Below are 18,478 nucleotides of genomic sequence, written 5' to 3'. Positions count from 1 at the left end.
CGAGCGTCAGGACGATCGACGGGAGTCCTTCGTCGCCACGGCCACGAATGATTTCGCCGGCGCGGTAACGCCGACGCTCTGATCGACGAGCACCTCCTTCGCGGTCACCGGCTTCCCGTAAAGGCTCTCGTTGGCTTTCTTCGTCTGATTGAGAACCGCCCCCTCGAGCGACGCCCCGAGGAAGAGGCCGCGCGAGCGCGACCACGAGAGCATCTCCGCGTGGAGCTGGGCGTCCGTCGCGGCGTCCGTCGTTCGGCCGACGGGGCCGGCTGCCGCGGAGAGCTCGCCGCCGATCGTGAAGTGATCCTGGAGGAGATGCTTCACGCCGTCCTCGTTCATGATCAGGAGCACGAGGTCGGCCTCCTGGCCTCCGAACTGCCAGCCGAAGCTCCCCCCCCCAATCGAGAAGAACGCGGGGGCCCCCATCGTGCCGTCCTTCGTACGGCAGGTGAAGACACCCCTCCCGAACTTCCCGCCGACGATGAAGGCGCCCTTCTTTACTCCCGGGAAGACGCCGATGCACTCGGCCCGCTCCAGGAGACCCTGCGGGATCCCCCTGTCAGGCGCGGTCACGGAGTCCGTGAGAACCGTCTCCGCGTCGTGGAGCCGCTTGGTGTCCTTCGGGCCGAGGGCGAACACGGGGCTCACGACGAGCAACGCGATGCACGTTCTAATGAGTGCGCGCATGAGACCTCCTTTCGTTCTTTCGTTCCTGCCGGGTTTTCCGCCTATCGGGATTCGTGGGGCTTGCGCGATGGCGGGTCTTTCGCGGAGGGATGGCTCGACCTGTTCGGCACCGGCCGCACGCCCGGGTGCGAGAGCCCGCGAGAGATTCTCGCCTCGGGGCGGCTGGCGACTCGTCGCGGGGGTGGAGCACTCGAGACGACGGATGTCCTGCCCGACGGACGCGTCGGGCTGATGGTCGAGTGGCGCGTGGCGCTGGGAGGATTCGAACCCTGCCCGTCACGTCGATGGCCCGAACCGGGAAGCGGCCGGCTCGCGGGCACCGGCTCGGCGGCGCGAAGACCGTTCCGCGATCCGCGCCTGCCGACGGCGATGTCGGATCGGTTGAAGCGCCCCTCCGAGGCCACGCGGCCCACGCGCTCGATCGGCACGGCCTCGACCCTCCGTCCGCTCGCGCGCTCGATCGTGGTCACGTTCAGCCCGCGGTTCACGACGACGTTGTTCTGAACCGAGAGATTGTTCACGACCCGTGTGTTGTTGAAGACGACCGTCGCCCTCGAGTAAGGGAGGACGGACCCATGCAGGCTCGGCGTGAGGAAGTCGTGGCAGGAAACGAAGACGAAGCTGGATGGGGCCGGCAACGCGAGTCCGACGGAGACGCCGACGGCGAATCCCGGGGCCACCGGGGCCCACCCGATGTAGTCAGGCCCCGATCTGAACGTGACCCACGCGGGGGCCCAGGTGTAGCCGGGCACCCACACCCAGCCGAATGCGGAATCGGCCACCCAGGTGCCGTAATGATACGGAATGGCTCCCCAGGCATAGTCGGAGACCCAGCTCCATCCGAGATCGGTGTAGACCCAGTGTCCGTCGATATACGGGCTCCAGTCCACAGCAGCCACCGACGGCCGCCAGACCCTGCCGTACTGGGCGGAGACCTGCCAGTTCCCGTGCGGGCTCAGGTTGGAGTAGAAGAGATCGAACGAAACGCCCGCCTCTGCGGGGGAGACGAGCACGCCGCTCAGCGTCAGAGCGAGAGCGACCGCGAGGGTCGCGATCGATCGTGAGATTCCTGTGCGCATCGTGTCACCTCGTCAGTTTCGACGGGCTGAAGCGCCCGTCGTACCGCCGTCTTCAGCAATGGCGATGCCACCGCGGAAACTCAACGACTTGCCCCGCGTCGCGCGCTGCGAGCGACCCGATTCGCTGTCACCATCGGTGGACGTCGCGCGGTCCCGGCCTCCGCTTCCGCGTCGTGCGAGCGGTCGACCTCGAGCGCTCGGACGATGAACCGCTGCGGAGCCGGGCCGATGAACCCGAACGGGTAGCAGGTGATCAGCGTGAGCGTGTTCTGTGGGGTCGGGTCGAGGACACTCATCCGCTCGGCGGCGACAATCGAGGTGTGCGCGACGACGTACTCGTAGACGTGCCACGGCGTCGAAAAGCGCACGCGGTCTCCCGGACGAATTTCCTTCAGGGTTCTGAAAGAGGAGTCGCGATGGCCCGCGACGACGACGTTCCCGTTTTCACCTGGAAGCGGAGTCGCCGGAGGATGCCCGGCGGCCACGCGGAGAACCCGCGCCCCGTCTCCCTCGCGCACCGACACCGACAGACCGATGCGATCGATCTCGATTCGGCCGACGACGTCGTTCTCCCGCGGCCGCCGTGCCGGCGCAGCGGGTTCCCGACGCGCGGCCTCGAGCCAGCGCGCATCGTGTTCCTGGCTCCACTCGCGATTTAGCATCCCGGCGGCGGCGGTGGAGAGCAGAAGCAGACCGACGGCCAGAAACCCCCGCTCGATCCACCGGAGCGCAGACGTGGAGAAAGAGTGCAGAGGAGCCGAGTGCCCAGCGGGCATCGGCTCCTCCACGGTGTTCAGCTCCGGATCACCCTCACGCGTCGATCCTTCCGATCGAAGTGAGCCGACGACGCGAGCGGGAGGAAGCCCGCAGCGCCAGAGACGCCGTGATCGACAGCACGCCGAACAATGCCGCGAGCGGCAGCAGGCTGGCGGTCTTCGGCATCTGCCTGGTCTGCGAGTTCGCCTGCCGACCGTCCTCGCTCTGCGGCGGCGGCGCCGTGTCCTGCGGCGAAGTCGTCGCGCTCTGGGACGGGGGAACGGTCCCACCCCCCGCAGTGCCTGTCACACGGACGGCCCGCATCCGACCCGACGGGCTCATTTCGTACTCGACGTCGACGCCATCTCCGACTTTCGGCTCCGCCGGCATGACGGTGCCCGTATCGGTCACGAGCGAGATCTGACCACCGGGATCGGTCTTCACCGCGATCGAGGTGGGGCTCACCGTGACGATCGTGGCGCCGCTGAGGGTCGAGGGTGGAGCCGGTGCGGGGGTGGACGCGCTGTCTCCGGCCGGGCTCTGAGCCAACGCAAGGGTCAGCGCCGCAGCCGATACGACGAGGACGGCGAAGAGCAGCCACGCCTTCTTCATGACGTCACCTCCAAGCACGACTCCGGCGCACCCTTTGCGACCGCGGGAACCACCGACCCGCGAACCGGAGTCATGAGCTGGTTGCCATCACAGGAGGCAACATGAGTGCCACGGGCCGCCGGATCGCGGCAAGAAGTTGAAGCGTCAATCGTTATGTCGGGTTCGGCGCCCTCGGCTCACGCGAGCGAGTCCGGAAAGAACGACACACATGCGTTCGAATCCTCCGGACTATCCGGACTTCCGCGTCCCAGCCGCGTCGCTCAATCAAGAACAATCCGCACCAGACGACGGGCGCGCGCGACTTGCGAGCCGCCGTCCCAGCGGGAGCGCATGGCGCGCCGAATGCCTGCTGATCGGTTCAGCCCATGAACGCCCCGCGGGGAGGTCGTACATGTCGAAGATGCTGAAGAGAGCGTCGAGCGTTCTGCTGGGTGTCTTCTTCGTCTGCGTCGCCGCGTCGGTGGCGGCGGACGGGGCGCGCAAGACGCACGAGGTCACCGCAATCGTCGTGGCCCTGGATCTCGAAGCGAAGACGATCACGATCAACGGCGACGACGGACAGAAGCACACGGCCCTGTTGACCGGTGCCGCAGTCGAGGCGGCCAGGAAGTTCAAATCGGGCGACAGGGTGACGCTGACGTGCCAGGACAACGAGAAAGGGGAGCACGAGTCCGTGATCGCGATCCGCCCGTCCGAAGGTTGAACCAGCCACGGGGCGTGAGGGATGTAGTATGATGTTGTCCCGTCAGCCCCCGCCTGAGTTCAAGCTCAACCAAAAAAGCACTGGAAAAGGAGAACACATGAGAAAGCTCGCATTCGCCGTTGTGCTCGTGTTCGTCGCCGCGCTGACCCTCTCCGCCGCGGGCGAGATGAAGGGGAAGACGCATGACCTGACCGCGACGTTCGTGTCGTTCGACGCGGCGGCCAAGACGATGACGATGAAGGACGAGAAGGGCGAGTCGCACACCGCTCCCGTCTCCGGCATCGCCCTCGAAGAGGCGAAGCACCTCAAGGCCGGCGACAAGGTCAGCCTGACCTGCCAGGACAACGAGAAGGGTGAGCACCAGGCGGTCGTCGCGATCAAGCCCGCCAAGTAAGCGACCCGGTCCAATCGATCCAGGGAAGGAAGAAGGGCGCGCGTCACGCCGGATGCGCGCCCTTTTTTTGTCCGCCCGGCGCGGGTCGCTTCCCGCCTACGGAAGCGCGAAGACGAGCACCTCGCCGGCGGACTCGAACCCCTTGCCGGGGGTGGCGTTCCACGCGCCGACGACGAGATCGGGGCGGCCGTCGCCGCTCACGTCGCCGATCGCCGAGAGAGCCTGGAGCTCGAGATCGTTGGGGTTTCCCGTGTGCGCGAACAGGATCGATCGCTTCGCCGACGAGAAGACGCGCACGAGACCCCCGCTCGCCGGGCCGAGTGATGAGACGGCGACGTCGTCCCGCCCGTCGCCATCCACGTCCCCGACCCCCGCGATCGCCGAGCCCAGGACGTCGCCCGTGGCGCGCCCCTTGAGCGCGTACCGCTTCACCCCGCTCGCCCCGGAGTAGGCGACGATCTTCCCCGCGCTCCGATGGTGGTCCACCGTCGCCGCGAAAGATCCCACGAAGTAGTCCGGCACCCCGTCCCCGTCCACGTCACCGGGGCCGGCGACGGCGAGGCCGAGAAAGCCGGCGGCTCTCGTTCCGGCGAACGTCCGCAGAATCGCCCCGGTGGCCCCGGAGAAGAGATGCGCCACGCCGGCGAACGCCGTCCCCTTCTTCGACGGCGAGTACGGCGCGCCGATCAGGAAGTCGGGGACGAGATCGCCGTCGACGTCTCCCACCCCTGCCACCGCGCGACCGAACGCGAGCTCGGTGCCGGTGGCGGCGAGAGTGCGGAGGACCTGGCCGTCGGCTCCCGAGATCAGGCGCGCGACCCCGGGGGCCGAGCCTCCGCGGCCGGGCGCGCCGACGAGGAAGTCGTCCACCAGGTCGCCGTTAACGTCCCCCACCACGGCGAGGCCGAGTCCGAAGAGCTCCTCGCCCGCGTTCGGATCGATCTCCCGGACGACGCTCCCGTCGACTCCGGACAGCACCTGGACGTAACCGTCGATTCCCGCCGGGCCCAGCGACGCCGGCGCCGCGGCGACGACGTCGGGCACGCCGTCGTCATCGACATCCCCGATGGCGACGACCACCGTCCCGAAGAACGCGCTCGCGCGAAAGCCGTCACGGCTCCAGATGGGGCTCCCGTCGACCCCGGAGAACGCCTCGACGGTTCCCGCGTCGGTGAGGCCGTTGGAATCCGCCGCGGGCACGCCCACGACGAGATCGGGGGTGCCGTCGCCGTTCAAATCGCCGATCCCGGCGACGGAGTACCCGAGGTTGTCGCCGGCTTTCGCCCCCTGCAGGACGAAGAGAGGCACGGGCTGCTGCGCGGGCGCGACGGTGGAAACCGACAGGAACGCCGTCACGAGAGTGAGACTGCGGTGGATGTTCACGACGAGGCGCCCTCCTGTGAACGAGACTACAGGAGCGGGCCCCGCGCGACAAGAGCCCCCTCAGATCTCGGGGCTCCTCCTCCACGCCCACTCCTCGGAGGCCGGCTTTCCCTTGAGCGTCCCTTCGATCTTCGCGTGAAGCGACCCGTCGTCCCCAAGCCAGTACAGGATCCGCTGCGGGAAGTCGTGCTCCGGATTCTCGAAGACGACCTTCTTTCCCGCGAGATCCACACAGCGAAACGGCGTCGCGGGGCGCCCCCCGGGGCTCGCCCAATAGGTCAGGCCCGAGGAGCTCCCCTCGATCCTCAGGAACTCGAACGACGTCGTCCTCCCGTCCTTCACGTCGCGGTGCACCGAGAGCATCGACTGCCCCCGGGGCGGGAGCCACATCTCCTCCATCTCGACGCCGTCCTTCGCGCCGATCCACGTCCCCGCCATCCACGCGAGCGATGAGACGTCGCCCGCGATCGTCCCCGCGGGCGCGGACGCGCTTCCGAAGGCGCACAGTCCGATCAACAAGAGCACTCTCGATACCCGCACGGCTCCACCCTCCATGAGACCCCGGGCGAGCGCCCGGGTGCCGCTTGAACTCTACGCCGCGCGCGCGCCGTTTCTTGAACGAACGCGACAGCGCGGCGCCGCCCCGGGCCGTCGAGCCGCGACTCCTAACTCATCCCGAGAAGCGCGGCGAGACGCTGCGGCGAGACGAAATGACGGGCGAGATCCCCCGGAGGCGCGGCCCCGTGATCCGTCGGCGTCTGTCCGGCGAACTCGCGGAACTCGCGGACCATGTGGGACTGGTCGGCGTACCCGGCGTCGAGGGCGAGGCTCGCCCACTCGCGCAGCCTCGGTTCCCCGACGAGGCGCATCAGGTTCTGGAAGCGAATCGTCCTCGCCAGCCCCTTGGGGGTGAGCCCGACGCCCGAGCGGAACTCGCGCTCGAGCTGCCGCGGGCTCGAGCCGACGAGGTGCGCGAGATCCGAGACGCGGGCGCACCCCTGGCTGCGCAGGATCGAAGCGACCGCCGCGTCGAGGCGCGGACGCGCCGCGCGCCGATCCCCTTGCGCCGTCAGGAAGGCCTCGACGCGACGGATGCGATCCCCGTCGCTCCGGGCGCTCATTACGGCGTCCTCGATCCGGCTCCCGTCGGCTCCCCACACGTCGGCGGTCGGCGCCACGCGATCGGTGAGAAGGCCGAGGGGGATCGGCACGAAGCGGTAGGCGCCTCCCGGCTTGAAGCGCGCCCCCATCGTCCGCACCCGGCCGGAGGGAGTCACGACGAGATGGCGGGTCAGCTCGCCGACGACGAAACTCTGCGGCTGGAGCTCAGCGGATCCCGAGTCGGTGACGCGCCGGAACGGATCGCCGAGGTGGAATAGCCATTCGACGCAGCCGTCGGGGAGGATCCTCTCAGGCGGCCGCCCGGGGGGCGGCGCGACACCGTCGCCGGCGAACCAGAAGCACTCGAGGTGCGCGGCCAGCGCGGGCGTGGGCTTCACTTCCCTGTAGTTCATGGCGTGACGGGAACTCTACCACGGGGCTCCGGCCGCCGACGCTCCTACTGCAGCGCGTAGAGGTTCCCGTCCAGGCTGCCGAAGTAGACGACGCCGCGGTCGATGGCCGGGGACGACATGACCGCTCCGACCGTCATGAACCGGTAGGCGTCGAGGTACATGTCCTCGAAGTCGCCGAAGACCGGAGTGATCGCGTCGCGGTTGATGCCGCCGTCGGCGTTCAGGATCTTCAGCGGATCGGCCCTCGAGCCGTCGGTCTGGAACTCCCAGGCGAGCTTCCATTTCTTCACGTCGATCGCGTAGAGCCTTCCGTTGTGATCGCCGACGTAGGCGATGTCGCCGGCGAGCGCGGGAGAGGAGAACATGTAGGCCTTCGCGTCGAAGTTGTTCAGGAGGCGCCCCGTCTTCGCGTCGAGCGCCAGGAACCGGGAGCTGTCGGAGGTGCCGGCGTACAGGACGCCGTCGCGGACGGCAGGAGTGGCGACGACCCACGACTTGCTCGTCGGGTAGTCCCACTTCTTCCGCCCCGTCGCGGCGTCGATCGCGTAGACGTGCGCGTCGCGGCACCCGACGTAGACCGTCCCGTCCACCACCGCCGGCGATCCCTGGAAGCCGACCTGGTTGTGGATGACGTTGTCCTCGCCGGACTTGAAGGCCCACTTCTGCTGCCCGCTCGTCGCGTCGATCGCGTAGAGCATTCCGTCCCAGCTTCCGACGTAGACCGTCCCGTCCACCACCGCGGGGGAGGTGTGGACGACGTCCTTCGTCGGGAACTTCCACTGGAGGAGCCCGGTCTTCGCGTCGGCGGCGTAGACGTTCCCGTCGCCGCTCCCGAAGTACACCTTCCCGTCGACGACGGCGGGGGACGAGATGAAGACGTCCCACGCGTCCGGGATCGTCTGCGCCGCGGAGGGGAGTCCGTGGAGGTTCTTCGCCTCGAACTTCCGCTCGAACTCGGCCGGCAGGACCCACTTCGGCTGGCCGTTCGAGAGATCGATCGCGACGAGAGATCCGGCGGTCGAGACGAGGTAGAGGGTGTCCTCGGTCACCGTCGCCGACGACGTGATGGGCATCCTCGACTTGAAGTTCCACTTCTCCTTGCCGGTCTCCTGATCGACGGCATAGAGGTGCCCGTCGAGCGCGCCGATGTACACGACGCCGGCGGCGACGGTGGGAGAGGAGGCGATCGCGCCGCCCGCCTTGAACTTCCACCTCACGCTCGGGGTCCGGGTCGGCCCCGACCCCGAGAAGACTCCCGTGCGCGCGGCGTTGCCGTGAAAGGTGCTCTGAGCGGAGGCGGGCGCCACCGCGAGGGCGAAGAGGACGAGCCGTGCGAGTCGCTTCATCGATCGTCTCCCGGGGTCTCGTGATGTCGCGGAACGCGCGTCCGCGGGGTGCCGGCCCCCGCGGACCTGTACGCAGCCCGGAGCGCGGAGTTCACGGCGCGAGCCGGCGTTCGTCCCGCGGTTCAACACAGCTGCGGGATCTTCAAGCGGCGGCTGTAACCCCGAGCCCGATTCCGGCTCTTCACGGGTTGGAGGTCAAACCATGGGATTCCACGAAGCATTGCGGCTGCTCGCGGGCAGCTTCGTCCTTCTGAGCGTCGCCCTCGGCTATTTCGTCCATCCGGGATGGTTCCTGTTCACCGCGTTCGTCGGCGCGAACCTCGTCCAGTCGGCGTTCACGGGGACGTGCCCGGCGATGTGGGCCTTCCGGAAGCTGGGACTCCGGGAGGGCCCCGCCCCGTGCGAATCGGGCGACCCCGGCGCCGGTTGAGGACGGCCGGTCGCGTGACTACGATGAGCGCATGCGCACTCCCGACGCGGAGGAGGATGGCCGGCTCGCCCTCGCGCTGCAGAGGAACGACCCGGAGGCGTTCGAGCCCTTCGTGGCGCGCTTCGGGCCGCGCCTCCTGAGCTTCGGTCGTCGGATGTGCGGCCACCGGGCCGACGCGGAGGAAGTCGTGCAGGAGACTCTGCTCAAGGCGTACCAGTCGATTCAGGATCTCCGCGATCCCTTCGCCCTGAGGTCGTGGGTCTACCGGGTCGCCGCCAACACGTGCCTCAAGATGAGGCGCGACGCCTCGGCCCCCCGCGAGCTCGAAGTCTCCCTCGAGGCCCTCCTCCCGGAAAGGGAGCCGGGAGGCGAGCCGCCGCAGATCGCGGACTGGTCGGATCTTCCGCTGGACCGGCTGCTCCAGGGAGAGCTCGAGAAGAAGCTCGAGGAGGCGATCCTCGGCCTGCCGAGCGAGTTCAGGGCCGTGCTCTTGCTCCGGGACCACGAGGGCCTCATGACCCGCGAGGTCTCGGAGGTCCTCGGCATCACGGAGGCGCTGGCCAAGGTGCGGCTGCACCGCGCCCGACTCGCCCTGCGCAAGGCCCTCGACGGCTATCTCACGACGACGCGCGGGGCGGGCCGATGAAACGTCCACCGCCGAAGAGATCTCCGCGCGCTCACCGGCCCGGCGGCGACGGGTGTGGCGCCATGGTCGAGTTCCTCTCGGACTACGTCGACGGCGAGCTGGCCGCCGAGCTGAGGCGGGCGATCGACGAGCACGGCGGCCAGTGCCCCCCCTGCCGCGCCTTCGTGAACACCCTGAAGGCCACCGTGGAGGCCGTCCGCCGCCTGCCTCGCGAGCCTCTCGAGCCGAAGACGATCCGTTCTCTCGCCGACGCCCTCCGGCAGGCTCGAAAAACAAGCTGACCGCGCTGTAACTCCCCGCCCCATTCCGGCTCTCTGCGATCGGACGCCCGCTCACGGGCGCGCGGAGGAGCCCATGCGACGCGGACGGGAGATCTCGGGGTGGACGCTGGCCGTCGTGGTGCTCTTCAGCGGCGCGACCGTTCCCGTCGCCGGCCCGGCGCGCCCGCTGACGCTCGATGCCGCGATCGAGCTCGCTCTCCGGAGCCATCCCGCGCTGGCCGCCGGCCGCGCCGCCGAGGTCGAGGCGCAGGCGGCGGTGCGGCAGGCTGAATCGCAGCGCTGGCCGCGCGTCGTGGTCGATGGGGGCTGGCGCCTGACCGACAACCAGGTCCTCGTATTCTCCGACAAGCTCACGTCGGCGAGTTTCACCCGTTCGGACTTCGACGTCGCGCGGCTGAACGATCCGGCCTCCCGGGGTCATGGCATGGCCGGCGTGTCGGTGGAGCTCCCTCTCGACACTTCCGGCCGCCTGCGCCTCGACGTGGACGCGTCCCGGGCGGCGGCCTCCGCCGCCTCGGCGGACATGCGGGCCGAACGAGCCCGGATCGTCGAGGAGGTCACGGCGAGCTACTTCGGCCTCGCTCTCGCCCGCGAGGCTCTCGACGTCGCCGACTCGGCGGTCGACGACATGCGGCGTCACGAGGCTCGAGCCGGAGCCCGAGTCGAGTCGGGGCTCGCCCTCTCGTCCGAGCTGCTCCGGGCGCGGGTGGACCGCCTCGCGCGCGAGCGCGATCGCGAGCGGGGGCTGGCCGACGTCAGGCTGGCGGCCGCGCGCCTCCGAAGGGATCTGTCGTTCTCCTCCGACGAGGAGTTCGAGCCCGTCACCCCCCTCTCCGCCCCGACCGATCGGCTGGACGATCTCGATAGGTACACCGGGGCGGCTCTCGCGTCGCGCCCCGACATCGACGCCGCGCGGCGCCAGGCCGACGCGGCCTTCGCGACCGCGCGTGCCGCCCGCGCGGAAGGGGTGGCCGAGGTCGTCGGCCAGGGACGCTACGAGCGAAACACCGACGCCTTCGACCCCGGAGCAGGGTCCTACGTCGCCGGCATCCGGGTGACTTGGAGCGCGTTCGATCGCGGGCGGGGCGCGCGGGCCGAGCGAGCCGACGCGGCCTCGGCTCGAGCGCAGGCGGCGACGCGCTCCCTCACCGACGGAGTGAGCGTCGAGGTCGAGACCTGTTACCGCGACGTCGAGGTCGCGGACCGGTCAGTGACTTTGGCGCGCGAGGCCGTCGTCGCCGCGGAGGAAGCGCGCCGCATCGACTCCGAGAGGTACGCCGCCGGTTTGCTCCCGCTCACCGATCTCATCGACTCGGAGCACGCGCTGGTGGCGGCGCGGCTCGCGGCGGTTCAGGCGATTCACGACGCCGTCGTGGGCCGGGCGCGCCTGTTGCGGGCCGCCGGCCTGCTCGAGCCGCCGGCGGCGGGCGCCGCAGCCGCCGCGCTCGCACCGACAGGCACGGAGGCACGATGAACCGCACGATCTCGCGCGTCGCCCCACTCGTCCTTCTTGCGCTCTTCAGCCGGTGTCGCTCCGGCCTCGTGACGCCGGCGGCCCCGGCGCACGAGGCGCCGAGGGTGGTGCGCACCGCACCTGTCGAAGAGGCCGCGACGGAATGGACGGAAGTGCCGGGAACGGTGGAGGCGGTCCGCGTCGCGGTGATCGCCAGCCGGATCTCGGCGGTCATCGAGGAGATGAAGGTCGACGACGGAACTCCCGTCCGCTCCGGTGATCTCCTCTTGCGCCTCGACGGGCGCGACATCCGCGCCCGCGTCGACGGGGCGCGCGCCCGGGAGACCGCGGCCCGGGCGCAGCGGGATCGCATGCGGGGGCTTCTCGACAGGGACGCGGCCACGCGCGCGGAGGTCGAGGCGGCCGATGCCGCCGATGCCGCGGCCGTCGCCGAGCGGTCCGCCGCGGAGGCGCAGCTCGAATACGTCGATCTCAGGGCGCCGTTCGACGGCGTGGTGATCGATCGCCTCGCGCAGGCCGGAGATCTCGCGCGCCCCGGCGCTCCTCTCCTGGGCGTGCAGGGGGCCTCGGGTCTGCGGGTGCAGGCGAGCCTCTCCGCGGGACAGGCCGACCGGTGCCGGATCGGCGACGTCGTGGAAGCGGTGCTGGAGGACGGCGCCGCCGTCCCATCGCGCGTGGCGATTCTCGGCCCGGCGGGAGAGCCGGCCTCGCGCCGCTTCCTCGTGAAGGCCGACCTTCCCGCGGGGACCCGCGCGCGGCCGGGGTCGTTCGCGAGGCTGCGGCTCGCGCACGAGGCGGCCCCGCACGTGGCCCTCGTTCCGTCGGCGGCGTTGTTCGAGCGCGGGGCGCTGACGGGCGTCTACGTCGTGGAGAACGGCCGGGCCTGGATCCGCTGGATCCGCCCCGGAACCGTGGAAGGCTCGACGGCCGTGGCGCTCGCCGGCGTGCGGCCCGGCGAGATCGTCATCCTCGATCCGCCGCCCCTCGAGGACGGCACTCCCGTGACGCCGGGAGGCCCGGCGTCATGACCGGCGCGGCGGGCCGCGTCGCGGCGGCCACCCTCGATTCCCGACTCACGCCGCTCGCGGTTATCGGCTCGATCCTCCTCGGCGTGCTCGCGATCGGAGTGACGCCGCGCGAGGAGGAGCCGCAGATCATCGTCCCGATGATCGACATCGCCCTCGGGATGCCCGGCGCCTCGGCGCGGGAGATCGAGGAGCGGCTCGTCACCCCCACGGAGAAGGAGCTGTGGGGCCTGCCCGGCGTCGAGTACCTGTACAGCGCGTCGCGCGAGGGGAGCGCGCTGATCACCGCGCGCTTCCGCGTCAACGAGCCTCTCGAGCCGAGCCTCGTGAAGGTCTACGATCAGCTCGCCGCGCACGCGGCGGAGCGGCCGGAGGGCTCGACGCCTCCCCTCGTGCAGCTCCGCACCATCGACGACGTGCCCTTCCTCGCCCTCACCCTTCACAGCGATCGGCTCGACGGGTTCGCGCTCCGCCGGCTCGCGGCCGAGGCGGCGCGGGCCCTCGAGTCCGTCCCCGACGTCGCGCGCGTGGAGCTGATCGGCGGCGAGCGCCGGCAGGTGAGAGTCTTCCCCGATCCGGCGCGCCTCGCCTCGCGCGGCGTCTCGATCCTCGACCTCGAGCCCGCCGTGCGCGCGGCGTCGGCGCAGGCGCCCGCGGGAACGCTGGTCGGCGGCGACCGCGGCGTCCTCGTCGAGGCCGGCCCCTACCTCGACGACGCGCGGGATCTCGGCCGCATCGTCGTCGGCGTGCGCGACGCCCGTCCGGTCTACCTGGGCGACGTCGCCGACGTCGTCGACGGCCCCGAGGAGCCGGGAAGCTACGTCTTCTTCGGCGCCGGGCCCGGGTCGGGCGCACCGCCGGGCGGGCACCTCCAGCCGGCCGTCACGATCGCCCTCGCGAAGCGCGCGGGGGCCAACGCGACGGCCCTCGCCGAGCGCGTCCTCGCGCTGACCGACTCTCTCCGCGGCCGGCTCCTTCCCGACTCCGTCTCGGTGACGGTCACGCGGAACTACGGCCGGACCGCGCAGCAGAAGTCGAACGAGCTGATCGAGCACCTCCTGATCGCCACGCTCTCCGTGGTCGCGCTCATCGCGCTGGCGATGGGGTGGCGCTCGTCTCTCGTCGTCGGGATCGCCGTCCCGGTGACCCTCGCGCTCACCCTCTTCATCTACTTCCTCTTCGGCTACACGCTCAACCGGGTCACCCTCTTCGCTCTCATCTTCTCGATCGGCATCCTCGTCGACGACGCGATCGTCGTCGTCGAGAACATCCACCGCCACCACGCGATGAGGGACGGCCGGTCCCTCCGCGCTCTCGCCGTCGACGCGGTGGCGGAGGTCGGCAATCCGACGATTCTCGCGACCTTCACCGTCATCGCCGCGATCCTGCCGATGGCGTTCGTCCGGGGCCTGATGGGGCCCTACATGCGCCCGATCCCCGTCGGCGCCTCGATGGCGATGCTCTTCAGCCTCGCTGTCGCGTTCGTGGTCTCGCCGTGGGCGGCGGTGCGCCTGTTGAAGGGGCACGGAGGCCGCGAGCGGGGCGCCGGGCCGGAGCCCGGCCGGCTGGATCGACTCTACCGCTCCCAGATGCGCGGGCTGATCGAGCGGCCGTGGCGCCGGTTCGCCTTCCTCGCCTTCGTCGTCGCCCTTCTCGCCGGAGCGGGCGCCCTCGTCTGGTTCGGTGCGGTGAAGGTGAAGATGCTGCCGTTCGACAACAAGAGCGAGTTCCAGGTCCTCCTCGACCTCGACGAGGGCGCCCCGGTCGAAACGACCCTCCGCGTAGCCCAGGAGGTCGGCCGGTACCTCGCGACCGTCCCCGAGGTGACCGACTACCAGATCTACGCGGGGACCGCCGCCCCGGTGAACTTCAATGGACTCGTGCGCCATTACTTCTTCAGGCAGAGCCCTCACGGCGCCGACATCCAGGTGAACCTTGCCGACAAGGCCGATCGCTCGGCGCCGTCGCACACCCTCGCCAGGCGCGTGCGCCCCGCGATCGCCGCGATCGCGCAGCGCTTCGGGGCGCGCGCGAAGGTGGTGGAGATACCTCCCGGACCACCGGTCCTCTCGACGATGGTCGCGGAGATCTACGGGCCGGATCACGACGGGCAGATCGCCCTGGCCCGGCGGATCCGCGCGCTCTTCGAGGACACTCCCGGCGTCGTCGACATCGACACGTCGATCCCGTTCCCGCAGCCGAAGCAGTTCGTGGTGGTGGATCGGGAGAAGGCGTCGCTGCACGGCGTCGCGCAGGCGGCCGCCGTGCGGGCCTTCGTCACCGCGGTGGCCGGCGTCGACGCCGGCCTGCTTCACGCGCCGCGCGAGCGGGAGCCGGTGCCGATTCGCATCGGGTTCCCCGCCGCCCTTCGGAGCCGTCTCGAGCCGGCGCTCGATCTCCGAATCGCGACGGCGGGCGGCGGTACGATCCGGCTCGGGGATCTGGCGACCGTCGAGGCGCGCACCGAGCCCCCGGCGATCCTTCACAAGAACCTGAAGCGCGTCGTCTACGTCTTCGCCGACCTCGCGGGGGAGATCGAGAGCCCGGTCTACGCGATCTCGCGGATCGACGGGCGCGTCGCCGGGCTCGAGGTCCCGGGAGGGTACGCCGTCGAGCGCTTCTCCACGCATCTCCCCGACTCCACCGATCGCCTCTCGATGAAGTGGGACGGAGAGTGGCACATCACGTACGAGGTCTTCCGAGACCTCGGCGTCGCCTTCGCTCTCGTCCTCGTCCTGATCTACATGCTCGTCGTGGGATGGTTCGAGTCGTTCGTGATCCCGCTCGTGATCATGGTGCCGATCCCGCTCTCCCTCGTCGGGATCCTTCCCGGCCACTGGCTCTTCGGCGCCTTCTTCACGGCAACGTCGATGATCGGGTTCATCGCGGGGGCCGGCATCATGGTGCGGAACTCGATCATCCTGGTGGACTTCATCGAGCGGCGCCTGCGGGAGGGAATCCCGCTCGAAGAGGCCGTCGTGGACGCGGGCGCCATCCGCTTCCGGCCGATGCTCCTGACCGCCGCGGCCGTCGTCGTGGGATCGTCCGTGATCCTGTTCGACCCGATCTTCCAGGGTCTCGCGCTTTCGCTCATGATGGGCGAAGTCGCCGCGACGCTCCTGAGCCGGGTCGCCGTGCCGGTCCTCTACTACGTCGTGGCGAGGCGAGGGCACGCCGCGCGGGTCTCGCGCGGGTGACCCCTCACCCCTTGCGGAGGGCGGCGATCCGCGGCGCGCGGCTCTTCGGGGAGTCGAGGCTGAACGAGCGCGCGTCGCCGAGCTGATCGCGCACGAAGCTCTCGGTGCGCGCCACCGCGGCCTCGATCGCCTTCCCCTTCTCCCACCCCGACCAGGCGATCGTCCCGGCATCGGGATCGAACTCCCACAGGCCGATGAGGCGGCCGCGATCGAAGATGGCGTGGCTCGGCAGATCCATCAGGCCTCCGATCTGGACGAGCTGCTTGTCGCCGACGACCTTGCGGCCCGCGTCCTTCTCATCGAGGAGGCCGCGGACGTCACGGCGCATCAGGACGAGCGCGTCGATGCTGCTCACGAGGGCGATCTGCCCCGCCTTCGGAGCCTTGAACCTCTTGAAGGCGTCGAGGTCGTCGGGGAGCATGAACCGATCACCCCCTTTCTCGACGGGGACGACCCCCAGCCGATCCATCGCCGCGCGGTTCACCTTGACGCCGAGCGCCGTGAACCCCTGGAGCTCTCCCGCGGTGGCGGGGCCGATCCACCGGAAGAAGCGGCGCGCGAGCTCGACCGCCACGTCCTCCTCGGACAGCCTCGACTTGGCGCAGGGGTTTGGCTTCCAGAGAGCGTAGCGATAGCGCTGCTGATCGAGGCGGCCGTTCGTCGAGATGCGGCGGATGTCCCCCGATCGCTGGAGCTTCGAGAGCGCGATCGGCAGCGTCGTCCCGACCCCCTTCTTCTTTCCCGCCTCCCCCAGGCTCCGCGACGCGCTTCCCGTCGCCTCGCGGATGGCGTCGGGCTCGAGCGGGCCCCCCGAGAGGGCCTTGAGGATGGCCTCGCAGAGCTTGCCGATCTCCTTCTCCGTCACGCCGAGCTTGAGCGCGACCTTGAAGTCCGCGACAGCGAACGGGACGCTCGCGAGAAGGCCGAGGGCGAAGTCCGCCGCCGGAAGGACGTAGGTGCACCCGCGCGCCGAGGGGAGCTCGTGGATCTCGAGGGCGGCCACCGCGGCGTCGACCGCCTCCCGGCGGATCCCCGCGCGGGAGAAGAGCGTCAGGTACGGCCCGACGCCGGCGACCGATCGCGCCCACCCGCACCGCTCGAGGACCTCGGCCGGGGAGTTCCCCTCGAGCGATCCGTCGAGCCCCTGACGATGCCACCACCACGCGCGCAGCCTGGACTGGTCCATGGAACCTCCTCCGGTTTCGGCGGACGATCATGCCATTCTGGAGACCATTTACGCGCCTTCCGTCTTTTCTTTCTGCCGCCCGTTAACCGGAACGGTCCCGCCGGCGTATGAGCCCTTCGGAGGACACTCACATGCTCGGCAGACTTCTGAAGACCGCCGTTCTGGCTGGACTCTCCGTTCAGCCGGGGCTGGCGGCGCCCCCCACCTATCAGGTCGCCCGCGTCGCCGACGGCATCGTCGCCTTCATCGCCTCCGAATCGAACAACGGCATCGTCAGCGGCAACTGCGTGGCCGTCATCGGGGACGACGGCGTGCTGGTCGTCGACACGACGAGCTTTCCCTCGCACGCCCGCAGCATCATCGACGAGATCCGGAAGCTCACGAGCCAGCCCGTCCGTTTCGTGGTGCACACGCACTGGCACCCCGACCACATCATGGGTGACGGGGAGTTCGAGGCGGCGTTCCCGGGGGTCGCCTTCGTCAGCACGCGGCCGACGCGGGAGGCGATCGCCTCCTCGGCGCCGAAGTACATCAAGGGGAACGCCGAGCAGGGCGAGGCGTACGCCGCGATGATGCGCAAGCAGGTGCAGGAGGGGAAGGGGGACGGCGGGAAGATCCTCACCGAGGCCGACCGGAAATTCCTGACGGAGTACGCGAGCACCATCGACTTCGCGGTCCCCGAGTACAGGAAGTACAAGAGCGTGCTGCCCGGCGTCGTCTTCGACGAGACGCTGACGGTGCACCTCGGAAAGCGCGAGGTGCGCGTGCTCTTCCTGGGCCGCGGCAACACGGCCGGCGACGCCGTCGTCTTCGTTCCGGATGCGAAGGTCGTCGTCACGGGCGATCTCCTGGTGACACCCACGCCGTACAGCTACGGCTCCTTCCTGACCGAGTGGATCCGCACTCTCGACAGGGTGAAGGGGCTGGGGGCCACGACCACCGTGCCGGGCCACGGTCCGGTCCAGCACGACAACTCCTACCTCGACCAGGTCTCCGCAGCGCTGCAGTCCGTCGTGACGCAGGTGCGCGCGGCGGTCGCCTCGCGCCTGTCCCTCGAGGACACCCGCAAGAGGGTCGGTCTCGACGGCCTCAGGCAGAAGTTCTGCGGCGGCGACCACGACCGGGAGGCTGCGTTCCACGTCGGGTTCGTGGAGCCGGCCGTCGAGCGCGCCGACCAGGAGGCGAAGTTCGGGAGCGAGGACTAGCCGTCCTCGGGGCCCGCGCGGAAAGCGGTTTCGTGCGGTTCGTCCCGGCACTATGTCGTTTCGACATACACCGGGACAACGATCCCCGGCGCGCCGGTGTCCTACACAGCGATGCGCGCCCACGCCCTTCGGATAGTCCTCGCGATTGGCTGCGGCTCCCTGCTCGCCGCGTACGCGGCCGCGCCGCATCGGATGGTCGTTCCGGACTTCGCGTCGGCGAAGTCCGCGCGGCCGGCGCCGCAGGCGGCCCTTCTCGAGTTCCCCGACGCCGCGTGCGACGACGGCAACCCGTGCACGCGCGACGCCGGCGACCCCGAGACGGGGTGCTCGCACGAGCCGATCTCGTGCGACGACGGCATTCCCTGCACGCGCGACCTCTGCGTCCCCCCGTCGAACTGGGGGTGCGTCCACATACCGGACGATGCGCTCTGCGCCGACGAACTCGCGTGGAACGGCGTCGAAACGTGCAGCACCGACGCGGGGTGCCGGCCCGGGCCGAAGGGAGGCCGGGTGCCGGCCACGGCGATGACGGTCGATTGACCCGCACCGGCGCGCCGTCA

General features: G+C 70.1%; 19 protein-coding genes. 10 read left to right on the top strand and 9 right to left on the bottom strand.

The window, feature by feature from the left end:
• Positions 1-6: 6 nt before the first annotated feature.
• The 4 genes from HY049_01400 to HY049_01385 form a co-directional block, all read right to left on the bottom strand.
• Entirely contained in the window at positions 7-687 is a 681-nt protein-coding gene (locus HY049_01400) for a lipid-binding SYLF domain-containing protein (GenBank protein ID MBI3447565.1), read from the bottom strand.
• Positions 688-728: 41 nt separating this feature from the next.
• Positions 729-1,766, bottom strand: a complete 1,038-nt coding sequence (locus tag HY049_01395) for a hypothetical protein (protein MBI3447564.1) — start codon at positions 1,764-1,766, stop codon at positions 729-731.
• 80 nt (positions 1,767-1,846) lie between these two features.
• Positions 1,847-2,542 (bottom strand): class D sortase, encoded by a 696-nt coding sequence (locus tag HY049_01390; GenBank protein ID MBI3447563.1) that lies wholly within the window; start codon positions 2,540-2,542, stop codon positions 1,847-1,849.
• Positions 2,543-2,576: 34 nt separating this feature from the next.
• The gene (locus HY049_01385) at positions 2,577-3,134 is read right to left on the bottom strand and encodes a hypothetical protein (protein MBI3447562.1); all 558 of its coding nucleotides are present in this window, start codon (positions 3,132-3,134) and stop codon (positions 2,577-2,579) included.
• 391 nt (positions 3,135-3,525) lie between these two features.
• Here HY049_01385 and HY049_01380 point away from each other — a divergent pair, with 391 nt between their 5' ends.
• Both HY049_01380 and HY049_01375 read left to right on the top strand, forming a co-directional pair.
• Complete coding sequence (locus HY049_01380; protein MBI3447561.1) at positions 3,526-3,837, top strand: hypothetical protein; 312 nt, start codon at positions 3,526-3,528, stop codon at positions 3,835-3,837.
• A gap of 97 nt (positions 3,838-3,934) precedes the next feature.
• On the top strand, positions 3,935-4,231 hold the full coding sequence (locus HY049_01375) for a hypothetical protein (GenBank protein MBI3447560.1): 297 nt from the start codon (positions 3,935-3,937) through the stop codon (positions 4,229-4,231).
• A 96-nt stretch (positions 4,232-4,327) separates the two neighbouring features.
• On the opposite strand, the gene HY049_01370 is transcribed toward HY049_01375, so the two are convergent.
• From HY049_01370 to HY049_01355, 4 genes are all read right to left on the bottom strand, one after another.
• A complete protein-coding gene (locus HY049_01370) occupies positions 4,328-5,614 on the bottom strand; it encodes an FG-GAP repeat protein (protein MBI3447559.1) in 1,287 nt (428 codons plus the stop codon).
• Positions 5,615-5,674: 60 nt separating this feature from the next.
• Positions 5,675-6,133, bottom strand: coding sequence for a hypothetical protein (locus HY049_01365; protein ID MBI3447558.1), 459 nt, complete (start codon positions 6,131-6,133; stop codon positions 5,675-5,677).
• A gap of 146 nt (positions 6,134-6,279) precedes the next feature.
• Positions 6,280-7,128: an AraC family transcriptional regulator gene (locus tag HY049_01360; protein ID MBI3447557.1), complete on the bottom strand. Its 849-nt coding sequence runs from the start codon at positions 7,126-7,128 to the stop codon at positions 6,280-6,282.
• Between the two features lie 44 nt (positions 7,129-7,172).
• Complete coding sequence (locus tag HY049_01355; protein MBI3447556.1) at positions 7,173-8,474, bottom strand: PQQ-like beta-propeller repeat protein; 1,302 nt, start codon at positions 8,472-8,474, stop codon at positions 7,173-7,175.
• Between the two features lie 202 nt (positions 8,475-8,676).
• Here HY049_01355 and HY049_01350 point away from each other — a divergent pair, with 202 nt between their 5' ends.
• The 6 genes from HY049_01350 to HY049_01325 all read left to right on the top strand — a co-directional run bounded on the left by HY049_01350 (position 8,677) and on the right by HY049_01325 (position 15,527).
• On the top strand, positions 8,677-8,904 hold the full coding sequence (locus HY049_01350) for a DUF2892 domain-containing protein (GenBank protein MBI3447555.1): 228 nt from the start codon (positions 8,677-8,679) through the stop codon (positions 8,902-8,904).
• Positions 8,905-8,935: 31 nt separating this feature from the next.
• The gene (locus tag HY049_01345) at positions 8,936-9,550 is read left to right on the top strand and encodes an RNA polymerase sigma factor (GenBank protein ID MBI3447554.1); all 615 of its coding nucleotides are present in this window, start codon (positions 8,936-8,938) and stop codon (positions 9,548-9,550) included.
• A 62-nt stretch (positions 9,551-9,612) separates the two neighbouring features.
• The gene (locus HY049_01340; GenBank protein MBI3447553.1) at positions 9,613-9,831 is read left to right on the top strand and encodes a zf-HC2 domain-containing protein; all 219 of its coding nucleotides are present in this window, start codon (positions 9,613-9,615) and stop codon (positions 9,829-9,831) included.
• Between the two features lie 73 nt (positions 9,832-9,904).
• Entirely contained in the window at positions 9,905-11,305 is a 1,401-nt protein-coding gene (locus tag HY049_01335) for a TolC family protein (protein MBI3447552.1), read from the top strand.
• A complete protein-coding gene (locus HY049_01330) occupies positions 11,302-12,333 on the top strand; it encodes an efflux RND transporter periplasmic adaptor subunit (protein MBI3447551.1) in 1,032 nt (343 codons plus the stop codon). The genes HY049_01335 and HY049_01330 overlap by 4 nt, the downstream gene beginning before the upstream one ends.
• On the top strand, positions 12,330-15,527 hold the full coding sequence (locus tag HY049_01325) for an efflux RND transporter permease subunit (protein MBI3447550.1): 3,198 nt from the start codon (positions 12,330-12,332) through the stop codon (positions 15,525-15,527). Before HY049_01330 ends, HY049_01325 begins: the two co-directional genes overlap by 4 nt.
• A 4-nt stretch (positions 15,528-15,531) precedes the next feature.
• Here the strand turns inward: HY049_01325 and HY049_01320 are convergent, their stop codons facing one another.
• Positions 15,532-16,713, bottom strand: coding sequence for a winged helix DNA-binding domain-containing protein (locus tag HY049_01320; protein MBI3447549.1), 1,182 nt, complete (start codon positions 16,711-16,713; stop codon positions 15,532-15,534).
• Positions 16,714-16,844: 131 nt separating this feature from the next.
• Between HY049_01320 and HY049_01315 the strand changes: the two genes are divergently transcribed.
• Together HY049_01315 and HY049_01310 are read left to right on the top strand one after the other, a co-directional pair.
• Positions 16,845-17,918: an MBL fold metallo-hydrolase gene (locus HY049_01315; protein ID MBI3447548.1), complete on the top strand. Its 1,074-nt coding sequence runs from the start codon at positions 16,845-16,847 to the stop codon at positions 17,916-17,918.
• Between the two features lie 96 nt (positions 17,919-18,014).
• The gene (locus HY049_01310) at positions 18,015-18,458 is read left to right on the top strand and encodes a hypothetical protein (GenBank protein MBI3447547.1); all 444 of its coding nucleotides are present in this window, start codon (positions 18,015-18,017) and stop codon (positions 18,456-18,458) included.
• The last annotated feature ends 20 nt before the right edge of the window (positions 18,459-18,478 follow it).

Source organism: Acidobacteriota bacterium (assembly GCA_016195325.1).
Classification (GTDB): Bacteria; Acidobacteriota; Polarisedimenticolia; order JACPZX01; family JACPZX01; genus JACPZX01.
This window is presented reverse-complemented; position numbering and strand designations above follow the sequence as displayed.